This is a genomic window from Rhizobium sp. 10N427, assembly GCF_056394605.1.
Genome location: NZ_JBFTID010000019.1, coordinates 56,874 through 83,003 on the forward strand (window position 1 = coordinate 56,874; position 26,130 = coordinate 83,003).

27 protein-coding genes and 4 pseudogenes are annotated in these 26,130 nt (G+C 58.5%); 25 read left to right on the plus strand and 6 right to left on the minus strand.

The annotated features are described in order from the left end of the window. Nucleotides 1-10: 10 nt before the first annotated feature. Entirely contained in the window at nt 11-1,195 is a 1,185-nt protein-coding gene (locus tag AC1DIJ_RS27445) for an extracellular solute-binding protein (RefSeq protein WP_112389116.1), read from the minus strand. Nucleotides 1,196-1,302: 107 nt separating this feature from the next. Here AC1DIJ_RS27445 and AC1DIJ_RS27450 point away from each other — a divergent pair, with 107 nt between their 5' ends. The 11 genes and pseudogenes from AC1DIJ_RS27450 to AC1DIJ_RS27500 all read left to right on the plus strand — a co-directional run bounded on the left by AC1DIJ_RS27450 (nt 1,303) and on the right by AC1DIJ_RS27500 (nt 11,187). Further along, nucleotides 1,303-2,076: a 3-ketoacyl-ACP reductase gene (locus tag AC1DIJ_RS27450; RefSeq protein ID WP_112389117.1), complete on the plus strand. Its 774-nt coding sequence runs from the start codon at nt 1,303-1,305 to the stop codon at nt 2,074-2,076. Next, complete coding sequence (locus AC1DIJ_RS27455; protein ID WP_112389118.1) at nt 2,076-2,579, plus strand: MaoC/PaaZ C-terminal domain-containing protein; 504 nt, start codon at nt 2,076-2,078, stop codon at nt 2,577-2,579. Before AC1DIJ_RS27450 ends, AC1DIJ_RS27455 begins: the two co-directional genes overlap by 1 nt. 53 nt (nt 2,580-2,632) lie before the next feature. Next, nucleotides 2,633-3,664, plus strand: coding sequence for a LacI family DNA-binding transcriptional regulator (locus tag AC1DIJ_RS27460; protein WP_112389119.1), 1,032 nt, complete (start codon nt 2,633-2,635; stop codon nt 3,662-3,664). Between the two features lie 49 nt (nt 3,665-3,713). Next, on the plus strand, nt 3,714-4,880 hold the full coding sequence (locus AC1DIJ_RS27465; protein ID WP_112389120.1) for a dihydrodipicolinate synthase family protein: 1,167 nt from the start codon (nt 3,714-3,716) through the stop codon (nt 4,878-4,880). A 6-nt stretch (nt 4,881-4,886) separates the two neighbouring features. Next, a complete protein-coding gene (locus AC1DIJ_RS27470) occupies nt 4,887-6,179 on the plus strand; it encodes a glycerate kinase type-2 family protein (protein WP_112389121.1) in 1,293 nt (430 codons plus the stop codon). 419 nt (nt 6,180-6,598) lie between these two features. Further along, nucleotides 6,599-6,946: pseudogene (locus tag AC1DIJ_RS27475) on the plus strand (copper resistance CopC family protein); the annotation flags it as partial. A gap of 17 nt (nt 6,947-6,963) precedes the next feature. After that, nucleotides 6,964-7,818, plus strand: coding sequence for a copper homeostasis membrane protein CopD (copD, locus tag AC1DIJ_RS27480; RefSeq protein WP_112389122.1), 855 nt, complete (start codon nt 6,964-6,966; stop codon nt 7,816-7,818). Nucleotides 7,819-7,896: 78 nt separating this feature from the next. Beyond that, nucleotides 7,897-8,364, plus strand: a complete 468-nt coding sequence (locus AC1DIJ_RS27485) for a DUF305 domain-containing protein (RefSeq protein WP_477831690.1) — start codon at nt 7,897-7,899, stop codon at nt 8,362-8,364. A 15-nt stretch (nt 8,365-8,379) separates the two neighbouring features. After that, a complete protein-coding gene (locus AC1DIJ_RS27490; protein ID WP_112389123.1) occupies nt 8,380-9,834 on the plus strand; it encodes a YncE family protein in 1,455 nt (484 codons plus the stop codon). Between the two features lie 52 nt (nt 9,835-9,886). Beyond that, nucleotides 9,887-10,414 carry an RNA polymerase sigma factor gene (locus AC1DIJ_RS27495; protein ID WP_112389124.1) on the plus strand — a complete coding sequence of 176 codons (528 nt, stop codon included), beginning with the start codon at nt 9,887-9,889 and terminating at the stop codon, nt 10,412-10,414. After that, a complete protein-coding gene (locus AC1DIJ_RS27500) occupies nt 10,414-11,187 on the plus strand; it encodes an anti-sigma factor family protein (protein ID WP_477831691.1) in 774 nt (257 codons plus the stop codon). Before AC1DIJ_RS27495 ends, AC1DIJ_RS27500 begins: the two co-directional genes overlap by 1 nt. A gap of 288 nt (nt 11,188-11,475) precedes the next feature. Here the strand turns inward: AC1DIJ_RS27500 and AC1DIJ_RS27505 are convergent, their stop codons facing one another. Next, nucleotides 11,476-11,877, minus strand: a complete 402-nt coding sequence (locus tag AC1DIJ_RS27505) for an SDR family NAD(P)-dependent oxidoreductase (RefSeq protein ID WP_112389126.1) — start codon at nt 11,875-11,877, stop codon at nt 11,476-11,478. A 66-nt stretch (nt 11,878-11,943) separates the two neighbouring features. Then, a complete protein-coding gene (locus AC1DIJ_RS27510; protein ID WP_162706017.1) occupies nt 11,944-12,840 on the minus strand; it encodes a LysR family transcriptional regulator in 897 nt (298 codons plus the stop codon). A gap of 126 nt (nt 12,841-12,966) precedes the next feature. Here AC1DIJ_RS27510 and AC1DIJ_RS27515 point away from each other — a divergent pair, with 126 nt between their 5' ends. The 7 genes from AC1DIJ_RS27515 (at nt 12,967) to AC1DIJ_RS27545 (ending at nt 17,867) form a co-directional block, all read left to right on the plus strand. After that, nucleotides 12,967-13,761: an SDR family oxidoreductase gene (locus AC1DIJ_RS27515; RefSeq protein WP_112389128.1), complete on the plus strand. Its 795-nt coding sequence runs from the start codon at nt 12,967-12,969 to the stop codon at nt 13,759-13,761. Between the two features lie 76 nt (nt 13,762-13,837). Next, nucleotides 13,838-14,848: a polysaccharide deacetylase family protein gene (locus AC1DIJ_RS27520; RefSeq protein ID WP_112389129.1), complete on the plus strand. Its 1,011-nt coding sequence runs from the start codon at nt 13,838-13,840 to the stop codon at nt 14,846-14,848. Between the two features lie 414 nt (nt 14,849-15,262). Next, complete coding sequence (locus AC1DIJ_RS27525) at nt 15,263-15,607, plus strand: MBL fold metallo-hydrolase (RefSeq protein WP_477831692.1); 345 nt, start codon at nt 15,263-15,265, stop codon at nt 15,605-15,607. Then, nucleotides 15,604-16,077 (plus strand): MBL fold metallo-hydrolase, encoded by a 474-nt coding sequence (locus AC1DIJ_RS27530; protein WP_477831693.1) that lies wholly within the window; start codon nt 15,604-15,606, stop codon nt 16,075-16,077. The genes AC1DIJ_RS27525 and AC1DIJ_RS27530 overlap by 4 nt, the downstream gene beginning before the upstream one ends. Before the next feature lie 36 nt (nt 16,078-16,113). Beyond that, nucleotides 16,114-16,641 carry a cupin domain-containing protein gene (locus AC1DIJ_RS27535; RefSeq protein WP_477831694.1) on the plus strand — a complete coding sequence of 176 codons (528 nt, stop codon included), beginning with the start codon at nt 16,114-16,116 and terminating at the stop codon, nt 16,639-16,641. Between the two features lie 225 nt (nt 16,642-16,866). Further along, entirely contained in the window at nt 16,867-17,205 is a 339-nt protein-coding gene (locus AC1DIJ_RS27540) for a hypothetical protein (RefSeq protein WP_112389130.1), read from the plus strand. Between the two features lie 470 nt (nt 17,206-17,675). Further along, entirely contained in the window at nt 17,676-17,867 is a 192-nt protein-coding gene (locus tag AC1DIJ_RS27545; RefSeq protein ID WP_477831695.1) for a hypothetical protein, read from the plus strand. A 163-nt stretch (nt 17,868-18,030) separates the two neighbouring features. Here the strand turns inward: AC1DIJ_RS27545 and AC1DIJ_RS27550 are convergent. Beyond that, a pseudogene (locus AC1DIJ_RS27550) lies at nt 18,031-18,303 on the minus strand (hypothetical protein); the annotation flags it as partial. Between the two features lie 91 nt (nt 18,304-18,394). Here AC1DIJ_RS27550 and AC1DIJ_RS27555 point away from each other — a divergent pair. Both AC1DIJ_RS27555 and AC1DIJ_RS27560 read left to right on the plus strand, forming a co-directional pair. After that, a complete protein-coding gene (locus AC1DIJ_RS27555; protein ID WP_112389132.1) occupies nt 18,395-18,685 on the plus strand; it encodes an aldolase/citrate lyase family protein in 291 nt (96 codons plus the stop codon). Between the two features lie 86 nt (nt 18,686-18,771). Further along, a pseudogene (locus tag AC1DIJ_RS27560) lies at nt 18,772-19,293 on the plus strand (biotin carboxylase N-terminal domain-containing protein); the annotation flags it as partial. Here the strand turns inward: AC1DIJ_RS27560 and AC1DIJ_RS27565 are convergent. Then, nucleotides 19,292-19,484 (minus strand): annotated as a pseudogene (locus AC1DIJ_RS27565) (pyridoxamine 5'-phosphate oxidase family protein); the annotation flags it as partial. The pseudogenes AC1DIJ_RS27560 and AC1DIJ_RS27565 overlap by 2 nt on opposite strands. 227 nt (nt 19,485-19,711) lie before the next feature. Continuing rightward, on the minus strand, nt 19,712-20,854 hold the full coding sequence (locus AC1DIJ_RS27570; RefSeq protein WP_477831696.1) for a mandelate racemase/muconate lactonizing enzyme family protein: 1,143 nt from the start codon (nt 20,852-20,854) through the stop codon (nt 19,712-19,714). Between the two features lie 60 nt (nt 20,855-20,914). Here AC1DIJ_RS27570 and AC1DIJ_RS27575 point away from each other — a divergent pair, with 60 nt between their 5' ends. The 5 genes from AC1DIJ_RS27575 (at nt 20,915) to AC1DIJ_RS27595 (ending at nt 25,891) form a co-directional block, all read left to right on the plus strand. Next, on the plus strand, nt 20,915-21,610 hold the full coding sequence (locus tag AC1DIJ_RS27575; protein ID WP_112389133.1) for a GntR family transcriptional regulator: 696 nt from the start codon (nt 20,915-20,917) through the stop codon (nt 21,608-21,610). A 107-nt stretch (nt 21,611-21,717) separates the two neighbouring features. Then, complete coding sequence (locus AC1DIJ_RS27580) at nt 21,718-22,956, plus strand: ABC transporter substrate-binding protein (RefSeq protein WP_112389134.1); 1,239 nt, start codon at nt 21,718-21,720, stop codon at nt 22,954-22,956. 73 nt (nt 22,957-23,029) lie between these two features. Continuing rightward, a complete protein-coding gene (locus AC1DIJ_RS27585; RefSeq protein ID WP_477831697.1) occupies nt 23,030-23,935 on the plus strand; it encodes a carbohydrate ABC transporter permease in 906 nt (301 codons plus the stop codon). Next, nucleotides 23,932-24,783, plus strand: a complete 852-nt coding sequence (locus tag AC1DIJ_RS27590; RefSeq protein WP_477831698.1) for a carbohydrate ABC transporter permease — start codon at nt 23,932-23,934, stop codon at nt 24,781-24,783. The genes AC1DIJ_RS27585 and AC1DIJ_RS27590 overlap by 4 nt, the downstream gene beginning before the upstream one ends. A gap of 10 nt (nt 24,784-24,793) precedes the next feature. Then, nucleotides 24,794-25,891 (plus strand): ABC transporter ATP-binding protein, encoded by a 1,098-nt coding sequence (locus AC1DIJ_RS27595; RefSeq protein ID WP_112389137.1) that lies wholly within the window; start codon nt 24,794-24,796, stop codon nt 25,889-25,891. The last annotated feature ends 239 nt before the right edge of the window (nt 25,892-26,130 follow it).

Genomic DNA, 26,130 nt, shown 5'->3' on the forward strand with positions numbered 1-26,130 from the left:
GGAAAGATGATCAGTTCTTCTTGTTCGCGCCGACGCGTTCGTCCCAGAGACGGAATGCCGCGACCATCTTGTCCGGCATCAGCGGGATTTCGATTGGGGTCTCGGCAATCAGCTTGTCGTACTCGGGGCGTCCGAATGCCTCGATGACCGCCTTGCTCGAATCCGGAGCCTTGTCGAGACCGACGTCCTTCACTGCCGGACCGGGATAGAAATAGCCTTGGTCATAGGTCGTCGCCTGCTGTTCTGGCGAAAGAACCCATTTCACGAGTTCGAGCGCGACGGCGAGTTTCTCATCGGAAATGCCGTTTGGAACCATCAGATACTGGGCGTCTGCGATCCAGTGGAAGCCCTTGAGCGTCTGGGTCTTCGCTTCGGCGGGGACGATGCCGAGCGCGCGCGGATTGATGTCCCAACCCAATGTCGTGACCGTCATGTCGCGCGAACCTTCGCCGAACTCCTTCATAAGAGCGCCGGTCCCGGTCGGGTAGTATTCGATATGCTTGCCGAGTTCGACGAGGAACGACCAGGTCTTTTCCCAGCCGTTGACGGGATCCTTGGGGTCCTTGTCGCCGAGAATGTAGGGCAGCCCCATGAGCCAGGTGCGGCCGGGACCTGAGTTGGCCGGGCGTGCATAGAGAAAGCGGTTCGGGTTCTGTGTTGCCCAGGCAAGCAGCTCTTCGGCGCTTGTAGGCGGCGTCTTCACGCGGTCGGGCGCGTACTCAAGCAGAGGGCCGGATGGAGTGTAGACAGCGATAAAGGCTTGATCCTGGGCGAGCTTCTGAAGTTCGATCGTTGTCGACTGCAGAATGGCGTCCGGCTTCGGAAGCACCGCACCATAATCGGCAAGCAGCGGTACCCAGAGCTTCTGGTCGATGCCGGCAGAGAGAACATCGAGCCCGCCAATGACGAGATCGATATCAACCCGTCCGGCGCTTTGCTGCGCCTTGAGCTTGCCCGGAAGTTCGGGCGCCGGCGCCTTCGAAAAAGTTACGCGGGAAACGAGTTCTTTTTTGGTGTCGCGGAAGGATTCGAGGGATGGCTGCAGAAGCGCGAGCGCACCGCCAACGTCAATCACATTCAAGCTTACTGGCGACGACGGCAGTCTTGGCGCGTCCTTAGCCATGGCAAGGAGCGGCGACAGGCCTGCGATGCCCACGCCGATCACAAATGCACGTCTATTCAAGATGATAGGCATAATCTCTCTCCCAAAAATCTCTTGTAGAAAAATCTACTTGATCGTTCTACTAGATCGGTCTAGTACATCGTCACTAGACGACATGCAAGATTTTTTTGGGAGCGAGCATGACAAAAGGCGAAACGAAGCGGGCTCTGGTAACCGGGGCCGGACGGGGTATCGGCAGGGCGATCGCTCTCGATCTCGCCAAGAGCGGGTTCGACGTCGTCATCAACGATATGGTTGGTTCAGCCGATCTTGAGGAGACTGGAAGGCTCGTGCGCAAAACTGGGCGTTCCGCGCATCTGGTCACAGCCGACATCAGCGATCTCGACGACCACGAAAGAGTTGTTTCCGAGGCCTGGGACGCTTTCGGAGGCATCGAGTGCCTGGTCAACAATGCAGGGGTATCGGTCGCTCAGCGTGGTGACATGCTCAAGACCACTCCGGAAAGCTTCGATAGGCTGATGAACATCAACCTTCGCGGGCCCTTCTTCCTAACCCAGGCCGTCGCGACACGGATGTGTGAGGTGCCGGGCGAAGCGTCCCGGTGCATTATCACCATATCGTCATCGAATGCAGAGTTCGCTTCGACAGACCGGGCCGAGTACTGCATTTCGAAGACTGGCCTGTCGATGATGTCTTCTCTCTATGCCCTGCGTCTCGCGGGCGACGGCATCAATTCGTACGAAGTCCGTCCGGGCGTCATCCGCACGAGCATGACCGCCGTGGCAAGGGAAAAGTACGACAGGTCGTTCGCCGAAGGTTTCGCCCCGATCAGCCGCTGGGGCGAACCGGAAGACGTCGGCAGGGTCGTTGCATCGCTGGCGTCAGGCGCCTTCGGCTACAGCACCGGCGAGGTTTACCGCGTTGATGGCGGGCTTGCAGTGAGGAAGCTGTGATGGCCGCGCATCCAGCCGAGCTCGCCCCCGGCGAGTACTGGTTCGAGGATCTGCCCGTCGGTGCAGTTTGGAGAACTGGTGGGCTGGTCATCACAGAAAGCCACATCGTCGGATTCGCAGGCCTTTCCGGGGACTTTTTCGATGTTCACATGGACGACGATTTCGCGCGCAGCCAGGGTTTCACAGCCCGGCTGGCGCATGGTCTTCTTGGCCTTGCGCTAACGGACGGCCTCAAGAACCGCGCGTCGGTCAAGCTGATGGCTGTGGCGTCGCTGGGGTGGGATTGGCGCTTCGTCGGGCCGATCGTAGCCGGCGACCGTATCGCGGCGGTAATCTCCATTCGTGAGAAGAGGCTTTCATCACAGGGAAAGGGCATTGTCACACTGCAAATCGAGGTCTCGAACCAGCGAAACGAGATCGCACAAAAGGGCTCGACGACACTGATCGTTCGCAAGAGGGACGAAGACATGCGCAACACCGTACCAGTGCAGGGCATCAATTGATAATAAGATCCTCGCCAGCAACCGATTTGGACTCGAGCGAGGAGAGACAGGGCATGGATTCGAAGGCAACACGACAGAGACCGACACTTGTGGACATCGCAAACGCCTCGGGCGTTTCGAAGGCCACGGTGTCGCTGGTGCTGCGAAACAACCCCTCGATTCCTGAGAGGACGCGCGAGCGCGTCCTGCAAGCGGCCAAGGAGCTGGGCTACGTCTACAACAGGGGAGCGGCAAACCTTCGGGCCACAGGTTCGAAGCTTATCGCCATGGCGGTCAACGATCTCACGAACCCGTACTTCGCCGAAATCGTTGCAGCGATGGAGGACTCGCTCACAGAGCAGAATCGCGTCGTCATCATGTCCAACACGGGCGAATCGGTTGCGCGACAGGAGGCATTCGCAACAGTGGTGCGCGAGTACAACGTCGACGGCATGCTGGTCGTCCCGGCGGTCGGGACGGACATATCTTTTGTCGAAACCCTGCGCTCGTGGCGCATGCCGCTCGTGTGCGTCTCGCGTTCGATTCCCGGCGCGGACGTCGATCTTGTCCAGGCAGACCATCGCACAGGAATGATGAGCGCCATGGCTCATCTGATCGAACTCGGCCATCGACGTATCGGTATCATTTCGACGAACGAGCAGATCTCGACAGGCCGCCAGCGGTTCGAAGGCTACCGAATGGCGCTTTCGCAGGCAGGAATTCCGTTAGAACCAAGGCTCGTAAAGGCGGGCGCTCCGACGCGTGATGTCGGCATGCAGCACATGCTTGAACTTCTCGATCTTCCAGAACCGCCGACCGCAGTGGTCTGTTTCAACGACGTCGCGGCTTTTGGCGTGATGCTGGGTCTGCGTGCCCGCGGACTAGTAGTCGGCAGGGACATTTCCGTTGTGGGGTTCGACGACATCGCGGAGGCGACGCTATGGCGCCCATCACTGACAACGGTTGCAGTTGCTAGGCAGCAGGTCGCCAAGACCGCTGTCGAGATGCTGCTCCAGCGAATTGAGGATTTTGACGCGCCCACCAGGACCGTCTTGCTGCCAACCAAGCTAGTCGTCCGCGAGACGACAGGAGCCCCGATACCCTGAGCCGAAGGTAGATCTTCGGCGCAGGGTCAAGTCAGAGAGGAGACACTGAATGACACTGAAGCTAGCACTGCCCGACACTGCGGCCTCGAAGATCGAATACTCGCTCGTTGGTACGCCGATCGAACGTTCGAACGAAGTTCCGGAATTCAGCCGCATCGCGTACGCAGCCGCTCACGTCGTGTCTGATCCGGCGCGTGATCACAATCCCTGGCAGGACCCGGCAATCGACTGGGACGCGACCATCGCATTCCGCCGCCACCTCTGGAGCCTCGGCTTTAAGATCGCTGAAGCGATGGACACCTCGCAGCGCGGAATGGGCTTGAACTGGAAAGGCGCGCAGGAGCTGATAAGCCGCTCGCTTGCGGAATCGCGAACGGTGGCAGGAGCGGACTTGGCTTGCGGTGCAGGTACTGACCAGCTCGCCGCCGCCGAAGCCCGCTCTCTCGACGATGTGGTCAAGGCCTATGAAGAACAGTTCGGGTTTGTCGAAAAGCACGGCGGCCGCGCGGTGATGATGGCGAGCCGGGCACTCGCCAGTGTCGCGGCGTCGGCGGGTGACTACGAAAAGGTCTATGGGCACGTACTTTCGCAAGCCAAAGACAAGGTGGTCCTTCACTGGCTGGGCGATATGTTCGATCCGAATCTCGCAGGGTATTGGGGGTCGTCGGATTTCGGCCCGGCGCTCGAAAGCGTCATCCGCATTATCGAAGCCAACAAGGACAAGGTCGAGGGCATCAAGATTTCGCTTCTCGATAACGAGAAGGAAGTCATCCTTCGGCGCCGCCTTCCAGATGGCGTCCTGTGCTTCACCGGAGACGATTTCAACTACGCTGACATGATTGAAGGGGATGGCGAACATTACAGCCATGCGCTGCTCGGGATCTTCGATGCGGTTGCGCCTTCGGCCTCGAAGGGACTGGCAGCTCTGGCGCGCAACGATCTCTCGACGTTCCGCGAGGTGCTCCATCCGACGGTCGCGCTCTCCCGCAAGATCTTCGAAACCCCGACACAATTTTACAAGGCGGGTGTCGTATTCCTCGCGTGGCTCAACGGTCATCAGAATCATTTCTGCATGCCCGCAGGCATGCAGTCGGCGCGCGGCATTCTGCATTACGCGGAAGTATTCCGGCTTGCGGATCAAGCCAACGTTCTCGACCGCCCCGAACTCGCCGTTGCAAGGATGCGCCATCTCGTCGGCGTGTACGGAGTCGAGTAAAGCCAGATGACATCGCCGTATCATCTTCACGCGTCGGATCCTGATTTCGACCCGAGGCACTTTCTCAAGAGCCTCTTTGATGCCGCCGTCGCGGCTGCAGACCCCGTTGCGGGAATTCGTCAGCACCTTCCAGCAAAGCCAAAGGGTCGTACGGTTGTCGTCGGCGCAGGCAAGGGTGCCGCACAAATGGCACGCGCACTGGAAACGCTCTGGGATCGACCACTCTCCGGCGTGGTCGTGACGCGCTACTCTTATGGGTGCAAGACTGATGTCATCGAAGTCATCGAAGCGTCGCATCCCGTCCCCGATGCCGCCGGCCTTGTCGCGTCGCAACGATTGATGGATGCGATCAAGGACCTCAACGAGGACGATCTGGTCATCGCTCTGATATGCGGAGGCGGCTCGGCGCTGCTGCCGGCGCCGCCGCCGGGCTTTTCGCTCGAAGATGAGAAGAAGCTAAACGAGATTCTGCTTTCATCCGGAGCACCGATTTCGGCGATGAACGTCGTCCGGAAGCACTTCTCGACGATCAAAGGCGGGCGGTTGGCGGCAGCCACTAAAGCGAGGGTCGTCAGTCTGGTCGTCTCCGACATCCCAGGCGACAATGCGACCTTTGTGGCCTCCGGCCCCACATTGCCGGATGTTGGGACTCGGGCGAACGCGCTGGACGCCATTCGCCAATACGCCCTGCGTCTCCCTGCGCGGATGTTGGAACACATATCCTCGCCACTTGCCGATGCGCCGTCTCCACGCGATCCAGTGTTCGCCCGGAATTCCGCGCACATCATTGCCTCCGCGTCGATTTCTTTGGATGCTGCAGCCGAGCTGGCTCAAAAGTCCGGATTTCAAGCTGCGGTCCTGTCTGATTCGATCGAAGGCGAAACCCGTGACGTTGCGTACGTCCACGCGGCGATCGTGCGTGAAATAGCACTTCGCAATCGCCCTTTTGAAAAGCCGGTGGTTCTTCTCTCAGGAGGGGAAACAACGGTTACCCTCCGAGGGGCAGGCGGAAAAGGCGGAAGAAATTCCGAATTTGCGCTTTCAGCGGCTCTGTTAATCGATGGGATGCAGGCGGTTATTCTCGCGGCAGATACGGACGGCATCGATGGCTCGGAGACAAACGCAGGTGCATTTGCGGACGGCACAACGGTCCGGCGCTTGCGGTCACTTGGAATAGATCCGCGGGCACTGCTCTCTAGGAACGATAGCTATACTGGATTTGCCGCGATCGGAGACCTTTTTCTGACCGGACCAACCGGAACAAACGTCAACGATTTTCGGGCCGTAGTCGTTTTTTGATAGGGCGCACGCTAATAAGATCGTTAGCACATCTGGCATGACCGCTCATGTTGTATCGGGTGGCATCGTACTTAGCGATGCCAGACCCGAATATCGGCCACGAAGCTCTCCAAGGCAGCTACTCTCGCTTGTAGTTCCTGCTGACGCCTCAAAGCTAATCGGACTAGTTAATTGGACCTTTTGCACCAGAGGCTAGGTTCAGATCCGCTCAAAGCCCGAAAGTCGGTAATCGAAGAGAGCTTCGGCACCCGACGAAAGCAGATCGGCTATATCCTCGATCGACGCGGTTRCCAGAATTTGCTGCATCCGCTCGCCAAGCGATCTACGCGAAAGAACTTTTCAGTTTTCCTGGAATAAACGCGGCTGCGCGATGTCTACGCAAAAAGAACACTCGGAATTCGCTGACAAGGAACGCGGACATGACATTTTGTCTGACAAAACTACTTCTGCTTACCGCCTGCGTGGCTGCTATCTCAGCACCTGCCTGGGCTCACGCGCATCTCGAAATGTCAGTGCCGGCCTTCGGCGCGACGGTATCGTCGCCCCCGGTCTTGTCTGTCGACATGTCTGAAGCTCTCGAACCCTCATTTTCCACGATTTCGATCACCGATAGCGCAGGCGCGCCAGTCGCGATCGGCGATCCGCAGGTCGGCGGCGAAGGCGGGCGGCAGCTCTCCGCGACCGTGCCCAAGACCCTCAAGGCGGGCCTCTATCACGTGGAATGGCGTGTTCTTTCCAAAGACGGACACAGGACTGCCGGCAAGTTTGACTTCACGGTTGCGCCATGGCGTTCAACCGCTTCCTGCACGACAGTTCGCTCGGGCTGTTGTGGGGCGGGCTGGGCTACGCGTCGTTCGTCGCCAAGGGTCCGCTCGCTGACAGGCTCGTGCAACGGCTCGACCCCATGGTGTCCTTTTGCGTTGTGGTAGCCGTCGTTACAACGGCTTCAGGCTTTCTAATCTCGGCGGCGAATGCAACGGGCGTGTGGAGTTCTGTCTTCGATCCTGAGACGCTCCACCTCATGGCAGAAACGGAGGTCGGGCAGGCCTTTGCCATCCAGGCGGCCACGGCAGTCGCTCTTGTGGTGTCTACGCTCTTGAAGACCTACCGGACGTCAGTCGCCGTGACCGGCCTCATGCTCGGCGAACTCGCGCTTAGCGGGCATGCCACTGAAGGTTCAGGACTCGCGAGCTTATTCCATCAAGCAACCGACATCGTGCATGTCCTGTCCGGAACCGCATGGCTCGGAGCGCTCGTGCCGTTCATCCACCTCCTTCGCCTATCTTCCGTTCTGGACCTACGGACGGCAGCCCTTGAATCGTTGAAGCGGTTTTCCCTGGCGGGGCACGTCGCGGTCGCACTTGTCCTCGTCAGCGGGCTGTTCAACGTCTGGCTCGTTCACGGGCGGATTTGGCCAGACCTCTCTTCGAGATATGATCAGGAGCTTCTCCTCAAGATGCTGGCCGTCGGTCTGATGGTGATCCTCGCCATCGTCAACAGATACGTCTTCGTGCCGATGTTCGGCAGGAATGCTGCCCGTGCGCGAACCTGCCTGCTGTACGGGAGCCTGACGGAGATCTTCCTCGGCCTTGTCGCGCTCGGTCTGGTCGCCTCGTTCGGTCTGCAGGATCCCGTTTAAAAAAGAAATTGGCGTCTCCCGGAATAAACCGCTCCGGCCAATGTCTACGCTTTTGGAACAACAACAAAGGAGACGAAGATGACCCGATCTTCCAGATACCTGATCACGACGCTGCTCGTGTCCGCCGCGGCATTCTCCGGATACCAGGCGTTCGGCCAGCAGGTGGAAAACGCGCCGTCGGTGGCAAGCCAGCCGGACACGCCGGAAGCGGCCTACCTCGCCGAGAACGATGCGGCGATGACCAAGATGATGGAGGACATGGAGGCGAAGCCATCAGGCGATATCGACCGTGACTTCGTCGTCATGATGACGCCCCATCACCAGGGAGCCATCGACATGGCGCAGGCATACCTGCGCTACGGCACGAACGAACAACTGAAGCGCATCGCCCAAGAAATCATCGTCGACCAGCAGCAGGAAATCGCGGCCATGAAGATCGCCGTCGGTGACCCGCTGCCACCATCCGACGCGGCCCCGACCCAGGTCGCGCCGCAGACTGCCCCAGCCGGAGCCATGAAAGCCATGTCTCCTGATATGAAGATGTAAGTGAAAGGACCACCAATGACACGCTTATCGATCGCAGCACTTCTGCTCGCGGGCTCCATCCTCTCCCCGTTGGCCGCATTTGCAGGTCAGGCACCGGGATCAGCTTCGGACGCCGACATCCCGATCAGCCACAAGGACCGCGTCTATGCGGCCGAGCAGTTCTCTAACACGATCTCCGTCAGCGATCCCGTCGACAACAAACTGCTGGGCGTGATTAAGCTGGGCGACCCCCAGCCCGGCAACCTCAGCCCGCTCTACAAGGGCCAAGTCCTTGTGCACGGCATGGGCTTCTCCCCGGATCACAAGACGCTCTCGGTCGTCTCAATCGGTTCGAATTCCGTGACCTTCATCGATACCGCGACCAATGCGGTCAAGCACACGACCTATGTCGGCCGGTCGCCACACGAAGCCTTCTTCACACCAGACGGCAAGGAAGTCTGGGTGACCGTGCGTGGCGAGGACTACATTTCCGTCATCGACGCTGCGACCTTCGAAGAGAAGATGAGGATCAAAGTTCCGGCTGGCCCCGGCATGCAGATCTTCTCGCCTGACGGAAAGTACGGCTACATCTGCTCGTCCTTCAATCCCGAGACGGTCGTCGTCTCCGTCGCCGACCATCAGATCGTCGGCCACGTGAAGCAGGATAGCCCGTTCTGCCCGAACATTGCTGCCTCTCCGGACGGCAAGCAGGTATGGTTCACCCTCAAGGACGTCGGTAAGACACAGGTCTTCAACGCCCAGGCTCCGTTCGATCTCATCAAGACGATTGACACCGGTCCGATCACCAATCACGTCAACCTGGTCACCAACAAGAACGGCAGTTTTGCCTACGTGACGGTCGGTGGCCTCAACCAGGTCAAGGTCTTCCGTACCGACACCTTCGAGCAAGTCGCGACCATCCCTGTCGGCAACCTGCCGCATGGCATCTGGCCTTCGGGCGATGGAACGCGCGTCTACGTAGGCCTCGAGAATGCCGACCAGTTCGCCGTCATCGACACCCTCACCAACAAGGTCATTGCAAACATTCCGATTGGCCAGGCACCACAAGCCGTGGCATATGTTCCCAATGCTGTTCCAGAGGGCGATGGATTGCAGAACCTCGTGCCCCTTGGAACGGCAGGCGACGCGGCCCATCTGAAACTCGAGGCAAAGGGGAAGAGCAAGGAAGGCACGCCGACAAGCGTCACGCTCTTCAACCAGGGCCTGACACAGGTTCTGCAAGCCTCGGTCACGGGACTGGATTCGAAGAAGCCATACGTGCTGGCGCTTTCCGACAAGGCCGACTGCAGTGGCACGCTGCAGGGGCTGGCGAACTTCATGACCAATCCCGCCGGCTCGGCGATCGTCAACGCGGTCGGCCCAATCCGCCAGATCGTCGAAGCCAAGCACAAGGATGAGCGCCAGTACCTGGTCATCGCGACGTCCATGGACGGCAAGCCCGGCAGTGTCGTCCAGACACAGGCCGATTGATGTGGCTGGCCCGCCTCCACGAGACGGGCCTCCTTTACTCCGGAGGTGCCCGATGGACGACATGCTTACACTGGTAGAACCGCTTATCCCGACACTCCGGCGCTACGCTCGGGGTCTACTGGGCGACGCGGACGCTGCGGACGATACGGTTCAGGACTGCCTCGAGAAAGTGGTCGCCAACTGGCATCGCAGGCGGAACGAGAATCCCAGAACGTGGGTGTTTTCCATCCTGCACAATCTGGCTGTAAACCGCATACGGCAGAAGGCGAGGTGGGGCTACCTCCCGCCGATCGAGGACATGCCGGAGGAAAACCACTCATTAGCCGCCTCTCAAGACGAAACCGTTTACGGCGGGCAAGTGATGCAAGCCATTGAACGGTTGCTACCGGACTACCGCAGCGTCATCCTGCTTGTTTCGGTCGAGGACCTTTCCTATGCGGATGCAGCTAAGGTACTAGGTATTCCGATTGGAACGGTCATGTCGAGACTTTCGAGAGGTAGAGAGCAGCTTCGGGCGCTGCTCGAGCCGCAGCCGGTATCGGCCGGTAAGGAAAGACCGCATCTGAGGAGTGTTAAGTGATGAGAAAGCCAGTCACGGAAGACGACATCCAGGGCTACGTCGACAACCAGCTTCCTTTGGAACGCCGAGACGATGTCGAAGCCTATCTGCATGCCAATGGAGCCGAAGCCGCCCGCGCAGCCGAGTTCCAGCGCCAGGCCGAGGGCCTGAAAGCGGCGCTTGACCCGGTTGTTCGGGAGCCGATCCCCGTCCGGCTGACCCTGGCCCACATCGCGGCGAACAGGCAGCCCGAGAGACTGCATAAGTGGCGGTACGCGGCGGCGGCCATGGTGTTGCTTGTTGCCGGTGCGGCCGGCGGCTGGTCCATGCGCGGTTTCTCTATGCCGCCTTCAGAGGGGGTCGCAGCTCTCGCGCAGGAGGCTTCCGCGACCTATGGTACGTTTGCCACCGACCCGGTGCGACCAGTCGAGGTCCGCGCCGACGACATGGGAGAGCTCGCCAGCCTCGCGTCGGCCACTCTGGGAAAGAAGGCCGTCCTTCCTGATCTCTCCAAGGCGGGTTACCGTCTGATGGGCGGACGGGTAATCTCGACAACCCATGGCCCCGGCTTCATGCTGGTCTACGACGACGATAAGGGCGGCCGGCTGGTGGTCATGGCGAGACATATGATCGTCGATCAGAACAAGCCGATGGTGCCGCACGCCGATGGCGACGTAAACGGCTGGTCGTGGGCGAATTCGGGAATGGGATACAGCGTGGTTGCTCCACAGTCGTCGGAGAGCTTGCATCCGCTCGCCGATCAGGTTCGCGCGCAGGTGACGACAACTCTTTAGCAGCGCTAAACGCGGTGCGTCCGATTTGAGAGCTTGCAACGCCTCACATGTCCAAGCAGCGGCAAGCTCTATTTGCGCAGTCGCAATGTTTATGACGAGTTACCAGATGCCGGCGACGATACTTTAGATTTCAAGGTCCCAAACGTCCAGGAAATGCTGCTTGCGGGGTTTCATTTCGATATGTTCAAATGGCGAAGTCATGCACGCTTGGTCTCGCGCGCGCTTTCCCCACTCATCCGCGTCAACGCCGTCTGCCCCGCATTGTCGACACGACGCGGGCACTTCTTGTCATCGTGTTGATCGCGCCCTTGAAAGCGGCATGAGGAGCGACGATAACAGACGCATGGGCGTGACGCCGGCATTGTTGAATAACGTGTCGAACCTGCCGAAGCGCTCGGCCGCCGTTCCCGCGATCTGCCGGCAGGCATTGTCATCAGCGATGTGCCCCCCGACCGTAATTGCATCGACGCCTTCGTCTCGGCATTGCGTGGCTACAGCTCGGCAAAGAGGTCTATCTAGGATGTGTCTTGTGAGGTAAACCAGAGCGTCTGCCTTGCCGTGATGCGGTCCCACGCCGTCATAGCGAGCAGCTAGCAGGCGCGAACGATCACTCCGTGGGGCCTCATCGCTCGCGATGTGGATCGGCGCCGTTATGCCTTGGTCGGGGAGGCTTAAACGTTCGAGGCTCATGCCATGAGAGACCTTCTGCCGGTCAGTCACCGTTGGCGGCGACAGGCCAACCGGAGGCTCTCAGGCTCACAGTATCTTCGTCACAAAATCGATGAATGCTCGAACCTTTGGTGCGAGGTTTTTATTCGATGGAAACAACACTGAAATCGGCGGACCGTCCGCCGCAAAAGCTGCGAGGACCTCGATCAGTGCGCCAGACTTGATGTGCGGTTCAGCCATATAAGTATGCAACTGTACCAAGCCGGCACCTGATAGTCCGGTGTCGACCATCGCGTCTGGACTATCGAAGCTCAAAGTTCCCTGGACAAAACGTTCAAAAGGCTCCCCGGTCTCAGGTCGAGAAAAACGCCAGGGCGCGAACTCAGGACCATAGTGCGAGACCCGTCGCACGCAATCATGGCGAGAAAGGTCTTCTATGGTCTCTGGCTTGCCATGAGTTGCAAGATATGAAGGGGAGGCGCACACGATGTATCGAACGGTTCCAACGCGCTTTGCCATCAGGCGTTCATCACGCGGTTCTCCGATCCGGACGACAGCGTCGATGCCAGCAGCAATCGGGTCTGTGACTGTGTCAGCGAACGTCGCAGCGATGCGCAGTTCGGGGTAGATCGATGTGAGCTGCCCCAAGGCAGGCACAATCTTGAGCCTTCCAAGCGCCGTCGGCATTTCGATGCGCAGGACACCACTGGGTCGAGCGGCCCGTGCACGCATGTCCTCTTCCGCCCGGTCGAGGTCCGCCAGGATCCCGCTGCACCGCTCGAAAAACAGCTTCCCATCTTCAGTCATGGTGAGAGTTCGGGTCGTCCGATGAAAAAGCCGGAGTTGCAGCCGTTCCTCCAGCCTTGCGACGCTCTTGCTGATTGCCGAGGGCGAAACGTTCAGATCCCGGCCGGCAGCGGCGAAGCCGCCGAGCTCAGCGACACGGACGAATGCGACAATACTTCCAAGACGATCCGATGCCAAAGTGATCTCCTCGCCCATCCATTAGTGACTTGTCGGAACGAGTGCAAGGACTGTTCCACGTCTACTGTCTGGTTTCGAGCAGGCATATCTTCTCTTCTATCGAATGAACGGTAAGAGGAGTTGCAAATGAAAATCGACCTTTCTGGAAAGCGCGCTATCGTCAGCGGCTCGACCGCGGGTATTGGCCTTGCCATCGCCACGGGCCTTGCTGCGGCAGGCGCGGAAGTGGTGGTCAATGGCCGCACAGAAGAGCGCGTGCAAAAGGCTATCGAAACCATCCGACAGGCAGTCCCAACGGCGATCGTTTCCGGCGTTTCTTCTGACATGTCGACGGCTGGAGGTGCTACCAAGCTCGTAGCAGCGGCGCCTGAAGCCGACATTCTCGTCAACAGCGTCGGTGCTGCTCTGTTTAAGTCCTTTGATGATCTGACCGACGAAGACTGGCTCTTCATGTATCAGCTCAACGTCATGAGCGGTGTGCGGCTTACCAAGCACTATCTGCCAGGTATGACCAAACGGGGATGGGGGCGTATCGTCTTTATTAGCAGCGAGTCCGCTCTGAACCCGCCGAAGGAAATGATCGACTACGGCATGACGAAAGCCGCCCAACTCGCGGTATCGCGTGGAGTCGCGGAACTGGCAGCCAAGTCTGGCGTCACGGTCAACTCTGTTCTGCCGGGACCAACACGGTCTGAAGGTTTTGGTAGTGTTCTGGAGGGTATCGCCCAGCAGACCGGCCAGTCAATTGAAGCGGTCGAAAAAGGTTTTCTCGAGCAGAACCGGCCGACGTCGCTTCTGGGCCGCTTTTCCACCACCGAAGAAATCGCCAACATGGTCGTCTACGTCTGCTCGCAACAGGCCTCGGCGACAAATGGCTCGGCATTGCGCGTCGATGGCGGCGTCGTCCGGTCAATCGCGTGAGCGCTTCGGCGGCTGGTCGTGCCAGCCGCCATTTCTAAGCGCGCGATCGCAAGACAGACAAACAAGGAAAACAGTGATGTCATCCAAACTGGAATTAACTCGGCGTAACTTCGTTGGCGTGGCCGCAACAGGGGCACTCGTTTCGCAGGCGCTTCCTGCTGCGGCCAAAACAGGCAGCACAGGAGTAGCATCGAGCAGCAAGCCAGACGGGAAGACCGGCCCCTTCTGGCCGAACGGTGCTAGATTGGCGGTTAGCATTTCCCTGATGTTTGAGGGAACGGGACAGCCGATCTCCGGGGCTGGCGGCGCTTTACCTGAGCCGATAAAGCCCGGCGTTCCGGATCAAGCGACGAATGCCTTCTTCGCCTACGGTGTGAACGAAGGCATCCCGCGCGCGCTCGACCTGTTCGATAAGCACGACATCAAGGTGACGTCGTTCATGATCGGCAAGGCGATCGAGCAGAACCCGGACTTGGCGCGCGAGATCGTTAGACGCGGTCACGAGGCGGGTGCACACGGTCCGACTTGGACGGCCTCGTATGATCTGTCACCTGAGGAGGAGAAGGCGTTCATCAAGCAATCCGTCGATACCATTAAACGTATCACCGGACAGAAGCCTGTCGGCTGGAATGCCTACTTCATGCGCAACTCCATCCATATATCGGAGACCCTGCAAGATCTTGGCTTTCTGTACAGTATTGACGAGCCAAGCAGGGACGAGCCGTTCATCATCCCTGTTCGTGGAAAAGACTTTGCCATGGTGCCGTACACCCTACATATGAACGATATGAACTTCCCGTTCCAAGGCTACGACCCCCATGCGCACGAGCAGGCCTTGCAAGACGAGTTCGACCAGCTCTACGAAGAAGGTGCGACCAGACGCCGGCTGATGGTGATCGGCATGCACGATCGATTGAGCGGACATGCCAATCGAATTCGCGCGCTGGATCGCTTCCTCGCTTATGCGAAAAGTCATGACGATGTTTGGTTTGCGCGAAAGGACGAGATAGCACGCTGGGCGCTAGCGCAACGCCAGTATACGCCAGTTGTGCACCGCGGCCCTCCATCTGAAACCGGCTTGCCGTGAATGAATTCCTCCGGCCGGCGCATTTCTCCATCGCTTGACCGACGCCGCCGGCCGGAATGCACCATCTTCAGCTCTTCAAACCAAATGTGACTTAACGTTAAACATCTACTGCAAACGGTTGCGGCGGATCTACTGTCGGTGCTTGGAGAGATTGGCGCTGAGGACGCATCCCCTAAAGCGATGCGGCCGTGAGCAAGGCTCACATCGTACTCGAAAATAATCTCATAAAAAGTGGAATAATCTGCGGATCGAGATGTCTACCTCGTAAGAACATCGGAAAAACACCGTCTGCATCGCGAGATCTGAAATGCAAGGCCCGGAAGTGAAATCGGAAGCTTGCCTGCACAGCGCATTTAGGATGGGCGCGACGAACTGGTGGAACGTCCCCGGGTGTTCTTCAAAAGGAGCAGAACTATGGGCCCACGCCTCTATGCGATGACATGCGGTTGGCTGACAATGCCATCCAAGCTTTTCCTGAGCGGCGGGGAGGGTTGGTTGGCTATCCCGGTACCGAGCTACCTTATCGTCCATCCAAAGGGCACCGCACTGTTCGACACCGGGCTGGAAACCAACCTTCAGAGCCTCGATCGCGAGGAAGTCAAGCGAACCTTGGGAAAGTTCGAGCCTCTGGTCAAGCCCGAGTTCAAGGCCGGCGAAGACGTCGCCGAGCGTCTTAGGGCGTTTGGCGTCGATCCCGATAAGATTGACGACCTGATCAACTCGCACCTGCATTTCGATCATTGTGGCGTAATGAATTGATAAAGAACGCTCGGCTGGTTCTCCAAAAACGAGAGTGGATAGCGGCAACAACACCTGAAACGATCGAACAAAATAGCTATCTGACCCGCCAGTACGATCTCGGTCATGACAGGCTTCTGGTCGATGGAGAGCATGATCTCTTCGGCGATGGGAGCGTCGTCCTCATTCCAATGCACGGCCATACTCCAGGTCACCAGTCGCTCAAGGTGAAACTCGCGGACGGCGAGATTATTCTTTCGGCCGACGCCTGTTACTTGCGCAAGGCCCTAGAAAAAATGGTGCTGCCAGATCCTGCGTTTGTCCGTGATGAGGCGGCAATGTTGGAGTGTTTTCGCCGCTTGCAGAAGTTTCAGAATGACGGTGTTCTTGTCGTGTTCGGTCATGATCCCGAGCAATGGAGGCACCTCAACAGCGGGCCGATAAGAGAGCTTTTTCACGCAACGGTGGCTGAAGCCGCGAGAGGACAGTGACTGTTGCAGTTCACATCAATCAAGTTCAGACAAAAGATGGATCAGATCGTCATGAAGAATACCGAAAATCTCGCGCTTGCTCGAATACCGGCTGGCGAAGGCAGAACGTTTTCTGTTGCAGGTGCGAATCTCACGTGGAAGGTTAGAAGCGGCGAGGCGAATGGAGACTTGTGCCTCTTCGAACAGGTCGTCGAACCGGGGGAAGGCGTTCCCGTCCACATACATAGTTATCCGGAAGCTTTCTACGTCGTCAGCGGTACCATCCACTTCGCATCAAGCACCAACTTGGGCAAGAGCTGGGACTGTAGTGCGGGCGACGTCGTTATTGCCCGGCCCCATACACCACACGGGTTTTTTAACAAGGGCAGTGAGACGGTGCGTATGCTCAGCATTTCTGTGGCTGCCCATGAAAGGTTCTTCGACGAGGTAGAGGATGCCGACGAGCAGGAGCCCTTTTCGTCGCAGCCGCCAGCCGCGGCTTTTGAGCGTGTGATTGCCATCGGCGCACAAACCGACACGCATTTCCTGCCGCTTTCCTCTGAGGAAAGCGCGCCCGAACAGTAAGATTATTTGAAAGCTGCTGTAGTCATTAAGGGCTGAAATTCTACCTTTCCGTGAGAAGCCAGCGACGAATGGTGCGCGGTGCAATGATGGGGCGTAAGTGAAAGCTATGCCGGCGTCCGGGTCAGTGTTCGGCCGGATGCTCTGGCTGCAGCAACCGCCAAGGCTGCCAAGCCTGGCACAACCCCTAGGGAATATTCCCATGAGCAAGATAATGCGGAGGCCAACATGCTTATTAAACATCATCCTTATAACGGAATAGATCCCAGCGGTTATGCGTTAAAGCCGACGGAGCGGCAAAAAAGTGCCAACGGCTTTGCCAATGTATTGGCAACCACGAGCGGTACGAACTCCGCGGACAACGAAACCGCTGCTTTCGCAGCATCATTTACGCTGGCGACATCAGGAACTTCTGCGGGTGTAGCTGGCCGCATCCAAAGTGTAGATACGTCCATCCCTCAAGCAATGAAAGCCTTGGACTTCGATGGGGACGGCCAGCTTAGCTTAAATGATATGCTGAACGATCTTGCAAAAGCGAAGTCATTGGGCATCAAATTGCCGGAATAACGATGCAACAATTCATTCGTCTGCAAAGATCTCGGGTCCAGATGTCGTTTCTGCGACTTCTTTGGAGCGGGGCACGGCTGAACTTTCCCGTAGTCTGATGAGCGGCGGCTTTCTGTCCTTTAAAGCGATCTACGGACGACCGAATGGTGTCGACATCCGCACCCAGTCCAACCGTCGTTTACAGGCGACTTATTCGGACCGCGAATGCCAAACGCGGACGGACCGCCGTCGCCCATTATCACGACAGTCGAAATGCGGCGCGGTTCCAAGAGTCATGTCGCGCAAAGGGACGAGGTAAAACTTCTCGCGCATGGACGGCGAGGCACCGCTCATCGAGCAGCTGTCGTCCAGCATCCTGGCGTAGTCATGTTCGAGAGCCGCCCATTCTTCGCCCGAAGTTGCCAGTTTCGCCCCGGGGAATTTGTTCTACCGCTAAAACCTAGACGGAGCCAACCCTTCGGAGGCGATCATTGCAAATTCATGGCGTCAGGGCATGGCGGGCGGCGTTCTTGCTCATCATGCGAGTGTCGCTTCTTGGCTGGAAGATTATACCGACCGAACACCTCAAGAAGATCACCGTGCCGGTACTGGTGATGCATGGCGAGAAGGAACCAAGTCGTGCCATTCGCCAGTTCGGTGCCGCGTGCGGTCAACCTACTTAAGAGTGGTGACTGAAGGTTTTCGCCGTGGCATGTTGAGGACACATGCTAATGTCCTCAACCGTGACTTGCTATTGTTGATCGGATTGAAGACATCCGTCAATCTTCAGTGTTTAGAGGGAGATCGCCTGACGGCGGTCTCTTTGTCTGCTATAATTCGCGATGATCAAAGTATCATTGTGTTTGGTGGCATGCCGAGCAGGACACGACCATGTAGCTCCGCGGAGGCGTCGATGTCGAAAGCTGCATGGCTGCACATTACTTGTATGTCGCGAAACAGCCGTTGAAAAGCGTTATCGCTACGATGAACGCTCGAACCTGCGCCGTCTGCAACTATCCGCGCAGCTTTGAGGCAAAGCTGCGCGGCATAGGCAAATTCCATTGGGAGCCGGGCACGAGTTGGTACCTGGGAGGCATTCGAAAGCGACTGCGCCGCGAGGGCGCGTCGAGCGGCCCCTCGTTTCTGGCGTTACCCGTGCAACACGGTTCGGCCGCACACCCGCATATCAGACAAAGGCGCGTGACGAGATTTGCCTGATCGTCCAGGTCGAATCGCGTCTGTCGCCGGCATCGATGCGATTTTTGTCGGACCTTCCGACCTCGCTGCGTCACTGGGTTTTCCAGGCCAAGCTAATCATCCTGTTGTGAGAGAAGCAGTTCTGGATGCAATCAGAAGAATTCGCAGGGCTGGTCTTCCTCCCGGGATTTTGACCGTCAGCGAGGATTTGTACCATGCGGCGATCGAGGCAGGCGCAGTCTTTGTTTCTAAGACGATTGACATGCTCTCGTTGCAAAAGGCCGTAACTCTTCGAAGTGACTGACCGTCTAGCTGGGACAATCTCCCACACACTGCGAGCATCGCGGGTCGAAGCTCATATGCAATCGCTGTCGCCCCGAGGTAGCTGAGATGATTTCCAAAATCCTGGTCGCCAACCGCTCGGCAATCGCTATCCGCGTGTTACACGCCGCTAACGAGCTTGGGATAAAAACGGTCGCCATCTGGGGCGAGGGAGACAAACTGGAGCTTCATCGCTTCAAGGCGGACGAGAGCTATCAAGTCGGCCGCCGGCCGCACCTTGACCGCGATCTCGGGCCGATCGAGAGCTATCTGCGGATCGAGGAGATCATCCGCGTCGCTAAGTTCTCCGGCGCCGATGCCATTCATCCCGGCTACGGCCTGCTGTCGGAAAGCCCGGAATTCGTAGATGACTGCGATGCGGCCGGCATCGTCTTCATCGGCACGAGGGCCGATACGATGCGCCAGCGCGGCAACAAGGTCGCAGCCCGCAATCTGGCGATTTCGGTCGGTGTGCCTGTCGTGCCCGCAACCGAGCTGTTGCCCGACGAAGTGGCTGAAGTGGCGCGCATGACCGAGGAGATCGGCTACCCGGTGATGCTCAAGGCCTCCTGGGGCGGCGGCGGCCGCGGCCGCGCGGGCTGACATCCACTCTGCCGTCGAGATCCTCGGTGCCTATGCACAGGAATGGCGACCGGCGGATGAACTCCTGCGCATGCTTGCCCGAGCTATCGTGCATTTCTGAATGGCCAGGTTGTGTGTTGGCTCGAACAGGCCCCGAAGCGAGCGTTCTCAGTAACGGCAAACTCCGGATAGGCCTGTATCCATTCATGCGATGCTCCTCGACGGTTTTCGTTGCCGTGCGCGCATATTACGCGGACAGGTTTTCTGATGTACGTGCCTCATTTATAGGTACAACAAACGCCGGTCGCGATCAAGCTCGCTGAGCCGCAGAAAACGTCGAGATTAGCGGGTCGAGGGAGGGACAGGGCAGGCTGCTCAGCTAAAGTCTGCTGACCAATCGCGGGAGAAGCCTGCCGCCAGTCGTTTCTCAGCTGTATGCCGGAAGGCGCAGATTGATCGGCGCGGCGCCGAGTTCCGATCGATCGAGGCGGCGCGGGCGCGACCATTCCTTGCGGGCGGTTTCGCTCAGGACGAGACCATGGCCGGGCCGCTCGGGCGCATAGGCGAAACCGTTGGTGATCTCGATCGGCTGTTCGACGAGATGGTCGAAATTCTGGAACGAGTATTCCAGCCATTCGACTTCCGGAAGGGCAACGGCCATGTGAACGCCGACTTCCAGGAAGGTGTTCCCCAGGCTGACCGGGATGCCAAGCTCAGCGGCAAGCCATCCGATCCGCATGACGTCCGTGACCTGACCGTGAACATTAAGCAGGTCGGTGCCGAAATTCTCCATCAGCAGCCGCTTGCCGTTTGCGTCGAGATACTCGCCGCTGTTGATCTGCGTCCAGTTGGCAGCGTGACGGAGCGTCCGGAGGCCTTCGAAATCATGCCGCAAGATCGGATCTTCCACCCAGAGCAGTTCGTGGCCCGCATCGCGGATCGCCGTCAGTTTGACAAGCGCTTCCTTGGAGTTCCACGCTTCGTTCGGATCGATCATGATCTGCGAACCGGCCGGGACGACCTCCTTCAGCAGATCGAGCCGGCGCATGTCCCGTCGGAAGTCGGAATGGCCAACCTTGATCTTGAATGCCTCATAGCCAAGGCTTGCCGCATGCGAAAACAGCGCGCAGAAGGCTCCGTCGCTCAGGTGGAAATCGAGGCCGCTGGCATAGGCGCGTACCCGGTCGCGGCGGCTTCCCAAAAGCTTGTGCAGCGGCAAGCCCGCTTCTTTGGCAGCAAGGTCCCACAGGGCGACCTGAAGCGCTTCGTGAAACGGTAGCGAAAAGGCACGCTGGTTTCCGCCACGCGGACGACTGACACGGTGAACCACGCCGATCGCTTCCTGTCCCACGATGCCGGGCCAGACTTCATTCTTGAAGACAGCCTCTATCTCCGCCTGATCCGGTAGAGGGTGAAAGAGCGTCTGAATAAACCCCAGCCCGATCTTCCCGCTTTCGCCGACAAGTTCCAGCGCGGCCACGTTGGCATCGTCTGCGCGGACCTGACTGTCGCCGATTACCCTGTCGCGGGCGAATTGAAATCGGGTTATACGAAATTCGGAGATGGGCATAAAAGTGCTTTCTGATCGCTTTATATTGATAACTGATCTATCAGAGGTAATATCGGATCGATGAAAAAATCGCAAGAGCGTAGATCGAGACCAACGACGCCAGAGGTGTCTGCGCCACGGCTGAGCGATGTCGCCTACGAACGGATTCTCGAAAGCCTGTTTGATCGCAAGGTGCCTGTCGGCGCGTTTATTTCACAGAGCGAACTGTCGGCGATCGTCAGCGTGCCGGTGGCGCCGCTGCGCGATGCGCTGCGCATGCTCGAGGCCGAAGGCATCCTGACGATCCATCCACGCTCCGGCATCCAGTTCGTGCGGCCCGGCCTCGAACTGACGCGTTCCACCTTTCAATTCCGTGCGATTGTTGAGCGTTCGGCTGTTCGCGTTTTCGCCGAAGAGGCTGGCGAAGACGCGATGAACAGCCTTGAAGTCCGACATTCCAGGCTTTTGCGCAAGGTTGAAAAGGATGGGTTGACGCCTGAGCACCTCGCCGAAATGGACAGCCTGGAGCTTGATCTTCATGGCCAGATCATCGCGATTTTGCACAATCCGCTTATCGATATCGCCTATCGCCGGATGCACAATTATTTGCGCCTGCTGCGGCTGGACCGCAAGATGACGCCGCCAATCCTGATGCGAACCCTAAGGGAGCACTTGGAAATCCTCGAGGCGTGTTCCTCAAGGGATGCCGATGCCGCCGAAAAGGCGCTTCAGGCGCATTTCCAAGCTGCGATAAACCGCAATCTCGGCCTAGCCTGATCACAGGGTTTACCCCGGGCCAACTCACCTATTGCCGTGAAATCAAAAGGCTGCTATCTCCAACTGATCGATCAGATTACAATTCTGATATCTGGGAGGATCAAGAGATGCAGATCACGAAACGCGAATTCCTTGTTGCGACAGCGGCGCTTGCACTTGCCAGCGGCGTCCGCTCGGCCAGCGCTGCCACGGCGATCAACTACTGGCATCACTTTGCCAGTCAGTCGGAAATGGCGGGTCTGATGAAGATCATCGAGCTCTTCGGCAAGTCGCACCCTGATATTTCGGTCACTCAGGAGAGCATCCCGAACTCGGAATATATGGCCAAGGTATCGTCCGCTGTCGTTGCTGGCGGGAGGCCCGACACCGGAATGGTGATTGCCGAGCGCTTCGCCGACCTGACGGCGATGGGCGCGCTGACCGACATCAGCGAGCGCGTCAACGGCTGGAAGGGAAAAGCCAACCTTCCGGAGAACCGATGGACCGGCATGTCTCAGGATGGTGCCATCTACGCCGTTCCCGCCTATGCGTTCGTCGACTGGATGTACTATCGAAAGGATTTTTTCGAAGAGGCAGGCCTGTCCGGGCCGCCAAAGACTTTCGAGGAATTCGTCACTGTCTGCCAGAAGCTCACCGATCCGTCGAAAGGCCGCTATGCCTTCGGCATGCGGGGCGGAGCCGGCGCATTCAAATACGTGATCGATGTCATGGAGGCCTTCGGCTCGCCGATCGTCAAGGACGGACAGGGCGCCATCGACAAGAGTGCCGCGGTCGAGGCAATCACCTTCTATTCAAGTCTCTTCCTGAAGGAGAAGGTTGTTCCTCCGAGTGCTCCGAACGATAGCTATCGTCAGATCATGGAAGGTTTCCGCACCGGCCAGACGGCGATGGTCTGGCACCATACCGGATCGCTGATCGAAATTTCGGCCGCCTTGAAGCCAGGGGTACAGTTTTCCACAGCGCCGATGCCTGCGGGACCGAAGGCGCATATCGCCAGAGTGGCCTATGCCGGAAACGGCATCATGAAGGACGACAATGCCGACGCTGCCTGGGACTGGATCAGCTTCTGGGGCGAAAAGGATGCGGCCATTGTCTTGCTTGAGGCGACGGGCTATTTCCCAGCATCGACTGCTGCGCTCGACGATGAGCGGATCAAGTCCAACCCGATCTATCAGGCGGCCTCGCAGACGCTCGACTTCGGCCGGCTGCCGAACAGCTTCGTAGGTGCTGCGGGGTGGTCTGAGAACGTGGTCAATCCTGCCTTCCAGTCCGTTCTTACGGGTCAGCTCACACCGGAGCAGGCCGTCGATCGAATGATCGAGGGTCTGGAAGCCGCCCTCCGGTAATGAAACAGACGCGACGACGAAACGTCGTCGCGTCCGAGAGGACGGCCTGCGCCGTGAAAACATGAAATCAGTCTTGAACCGCGGTCCACTCGCCAAGCTCGGCGATCTCTCCGAGACGCGCTATTGGGTTTACCTTCTGCTGTTTCCGAGCCTGATCCTGCTCTTGCTGGTCGTTGCCTATCCGACCCTTTATGGCTTCGTCATCAGCGTAAGGGAAATGCGTCTCACCCGGCCGGGCCTCAACGGCTGGGTCGGGGCCAAGCATTACATCGCGATGATGTCGGATCGCGTCTTCTGGATCTCGTTGAAAAACACGGCGATCTGGGTGGCGGCGGCCATCGCGATTGAGGTGACGCTCGGTTTCATCGCCGCGGTCGCCCTGAACCGCAACGTGCCGGGCACAAAGCTGTTCGGCGTGCTGATCCTGCTTCCCTATTTTCTGCCGAACGTCGTTGCCGGCCATATGTGGGCCCTTCTGCTGGATCCGCGGCTGGGCGTCATCAACGACCTGCTTGTGGGGATTGGCATACTGAGCACCTACAAGGCGTGGTTCGCCGATCCGGCCACGGCCTTGGCCGCGACCATTCTGGTCGAGGCGTGGCATGGCTTTCCGTTTTTCGCGCTGCTGTTTCTGGCGGGGCTGAAGGGCATTCCCGAAGATCTCTACAAGGCGGCTGCCGTGGATGGCGCAGGCCCGGTCCGGCAGTTCCGGCTGATCACCGTGCCGATGCTGCGGACGGTGATCACCGCCGCCGTCATCCTGCGCGTGATCAGCCTGGTGAACTCGCCGGATCTGCTGCTCGTTCTGACTGGCGGCGGGCCAGGCAACGCCACCCAGGTCCTGTCGCTTTATGCGTTCCAGACCGCCTATCGCGAATTCAACTTCGGATATGCCGGCGCTCTGTCGGTCGTCATGTTCGTCATCCTCATGGTGTTCGCGACCCTCTACATCAGATTCACGCAGGTCACGAAAGAATGACGATGTTCAAGACCAGCCGCGGTCGCCGCCTGATGGCCGATACCCTGACCTATATCGTCCTCTTCACGATGACGATCTTCTGCCTCGGGCCGATTGTCTGGATGTTCCTGACCTCGTTGAAGAACGAGGCGGACATCGTGACATCCCAGATGCAGTACATTCCCCGGTCGATCACCTTTGAGAACTACGGGGCGATCTGGACCCAATCGAACTTCCCCGTCCTGATCACCAACAGCTTCGTGGTGACGGCGATAACCGTGGCGATCTGCGTCATAACAGGAACGCTCGCTGCCTATGCATTCTCGCGGCTGTCATTCAGGGGGCGCGACAAGCTGATGCTCGGCTATCTGCTCGTTCGAATGTTCCCCGCCGTGATGGTGATCATTCCGCTCTTCGTGATGATGCGCACGGTCGGTCTGGTCGATAGCCGCTTCGGGTTGGCGCTTGCCTATACGAGCTTCCTGCTTCCCTTGTTCGTCTGGATGCTCAAAGGCTTTTTCGACGCCGCGCCGAAAGAGCTGGAAAGCGCTGCCCGTATCGATGGGTCCACTCGTTTAGGCGCCATGGGGCGTATCATCTTGCCCCTGGCACGAAACGGCCTGGTCGCAAGCTCGGTTTTCATCGCCATCGCCGCCTGGAACGAGTTCATTTTCGCACTGATGCTGACGACAGGGCAGGGTTCGCGGACCTGGCCCGTGGGCCTGCAATTGATGGTCGGGGAATTCCAGTTGCCGTGGGGCGTTCTCGCCGCCGGCGGCATCCTCAGCATCCTGCCTGTTGTCGTCCTGTTTGCCATCGTCCAGCGCACGATGGTTCAGGGCCTAACGGCTGGCGCGGTAAAAGGTTAAGGGCATTACAATGGCGACACTGTCGATCAAAAATATTCAAAAGTCCTATGGCGCCCTGAAGGTGTTGCACGGCGTCGACGTCGATCTCGACGACGGCGGTTTCCTGGTGCTTCTGGGGCCATCGGGATGCGGCAAGTCCACCTTGCTCAACATCATTGCCGGGCTCGACGAGCCGTCTGCTGGTGATGTCGGGATCGGGGGACGATCTGTCACGGCACTCCCGCCCAAGGACCGGAACATCGCAATGGTGTTTCAGTCCTATGCCCTCTACCCGACGATGTCAGTGGCCCGGAACATCGGGTTTGGGCTCGAGATGCGGGGTATTTCGGAAGGGGAACGTCGCGTCGAAGTTCAAAAGGCAGCGGAAATGCTGCAGATCACCCATCTTCTGGATCGGCTCCCCGCGAACCTTTCAGGCGGCCAGAGGCAGCGCGTTGCCATGGGGCGCGCGATCGTGCGCAGCCCGGATCTGTTTCTCTTCGACGAACCGCTGTCCAATCTCGACGCGAAGCTACGGGTGGAGATGAGGACCGAGATAAAGCGGTTGCACGAACGGCTTGGCACCACCATCGTCTACGTAACACACGACCAGATCGAGGCTATGACTCTGGCTACCAAGGTTGCGGTCATGAAGGGCGGGCATGTCCAGCAGCTTGCCGATCCCAGAACGATCTATGAACGGCCCGCAAACATGTTCGTCGCCGGCTTCATCGGGTCGCCCGCGATGAACTTCATCAGGGGTAGACTGATTTCCGATGGCACAGCCAGCCGCTTCGAAAGCGAGGGCGTCGTCGTTCACATAAGCGCTTCGAAAGCGGCGGCGGGTTCCCGCGAATGCTTTCTCGGCATACGGCCGGAAGAGTTCAAAATTGTCGACAGCGACGACGCGGCGATCAAGGGTGTGATCGATGTCGTGGAACCGACCGGTCCAGACACGATGGTGACCGTGAAGGTGGGCGACCATGCGATCGTGGCAAGAGCCGAACCGCGTTTTCAGGGCCGGAGAGGCGAACAGATTCGGTTTGGGGTCGATCCGCAGAGCATCAACCTGTTCGACGCCCAAACGGAGGATCGGATAGCAACGGACCTCCCTCATCGGCGTTTGTGATTGATTAGTTCGGAGCTCTGGTAGCTTTCGAACGGACTCGAATCGGTTCGTCAAGGCGGTGCCTTTCAAACCGAACGCTTAAAATATTTGCCTGTGATCGCTGCCTTGGCAGAGAGCTCGCAAGGCAGATATTATCCCAGTAGAACAAGATCAGTGCGGAATCGTACGTTTAGCCCCGGAAGTGATGCTCGGGATCAATTTTCGCCCCAGAACGGGGTTTTAGATAGCATTTCACCCCA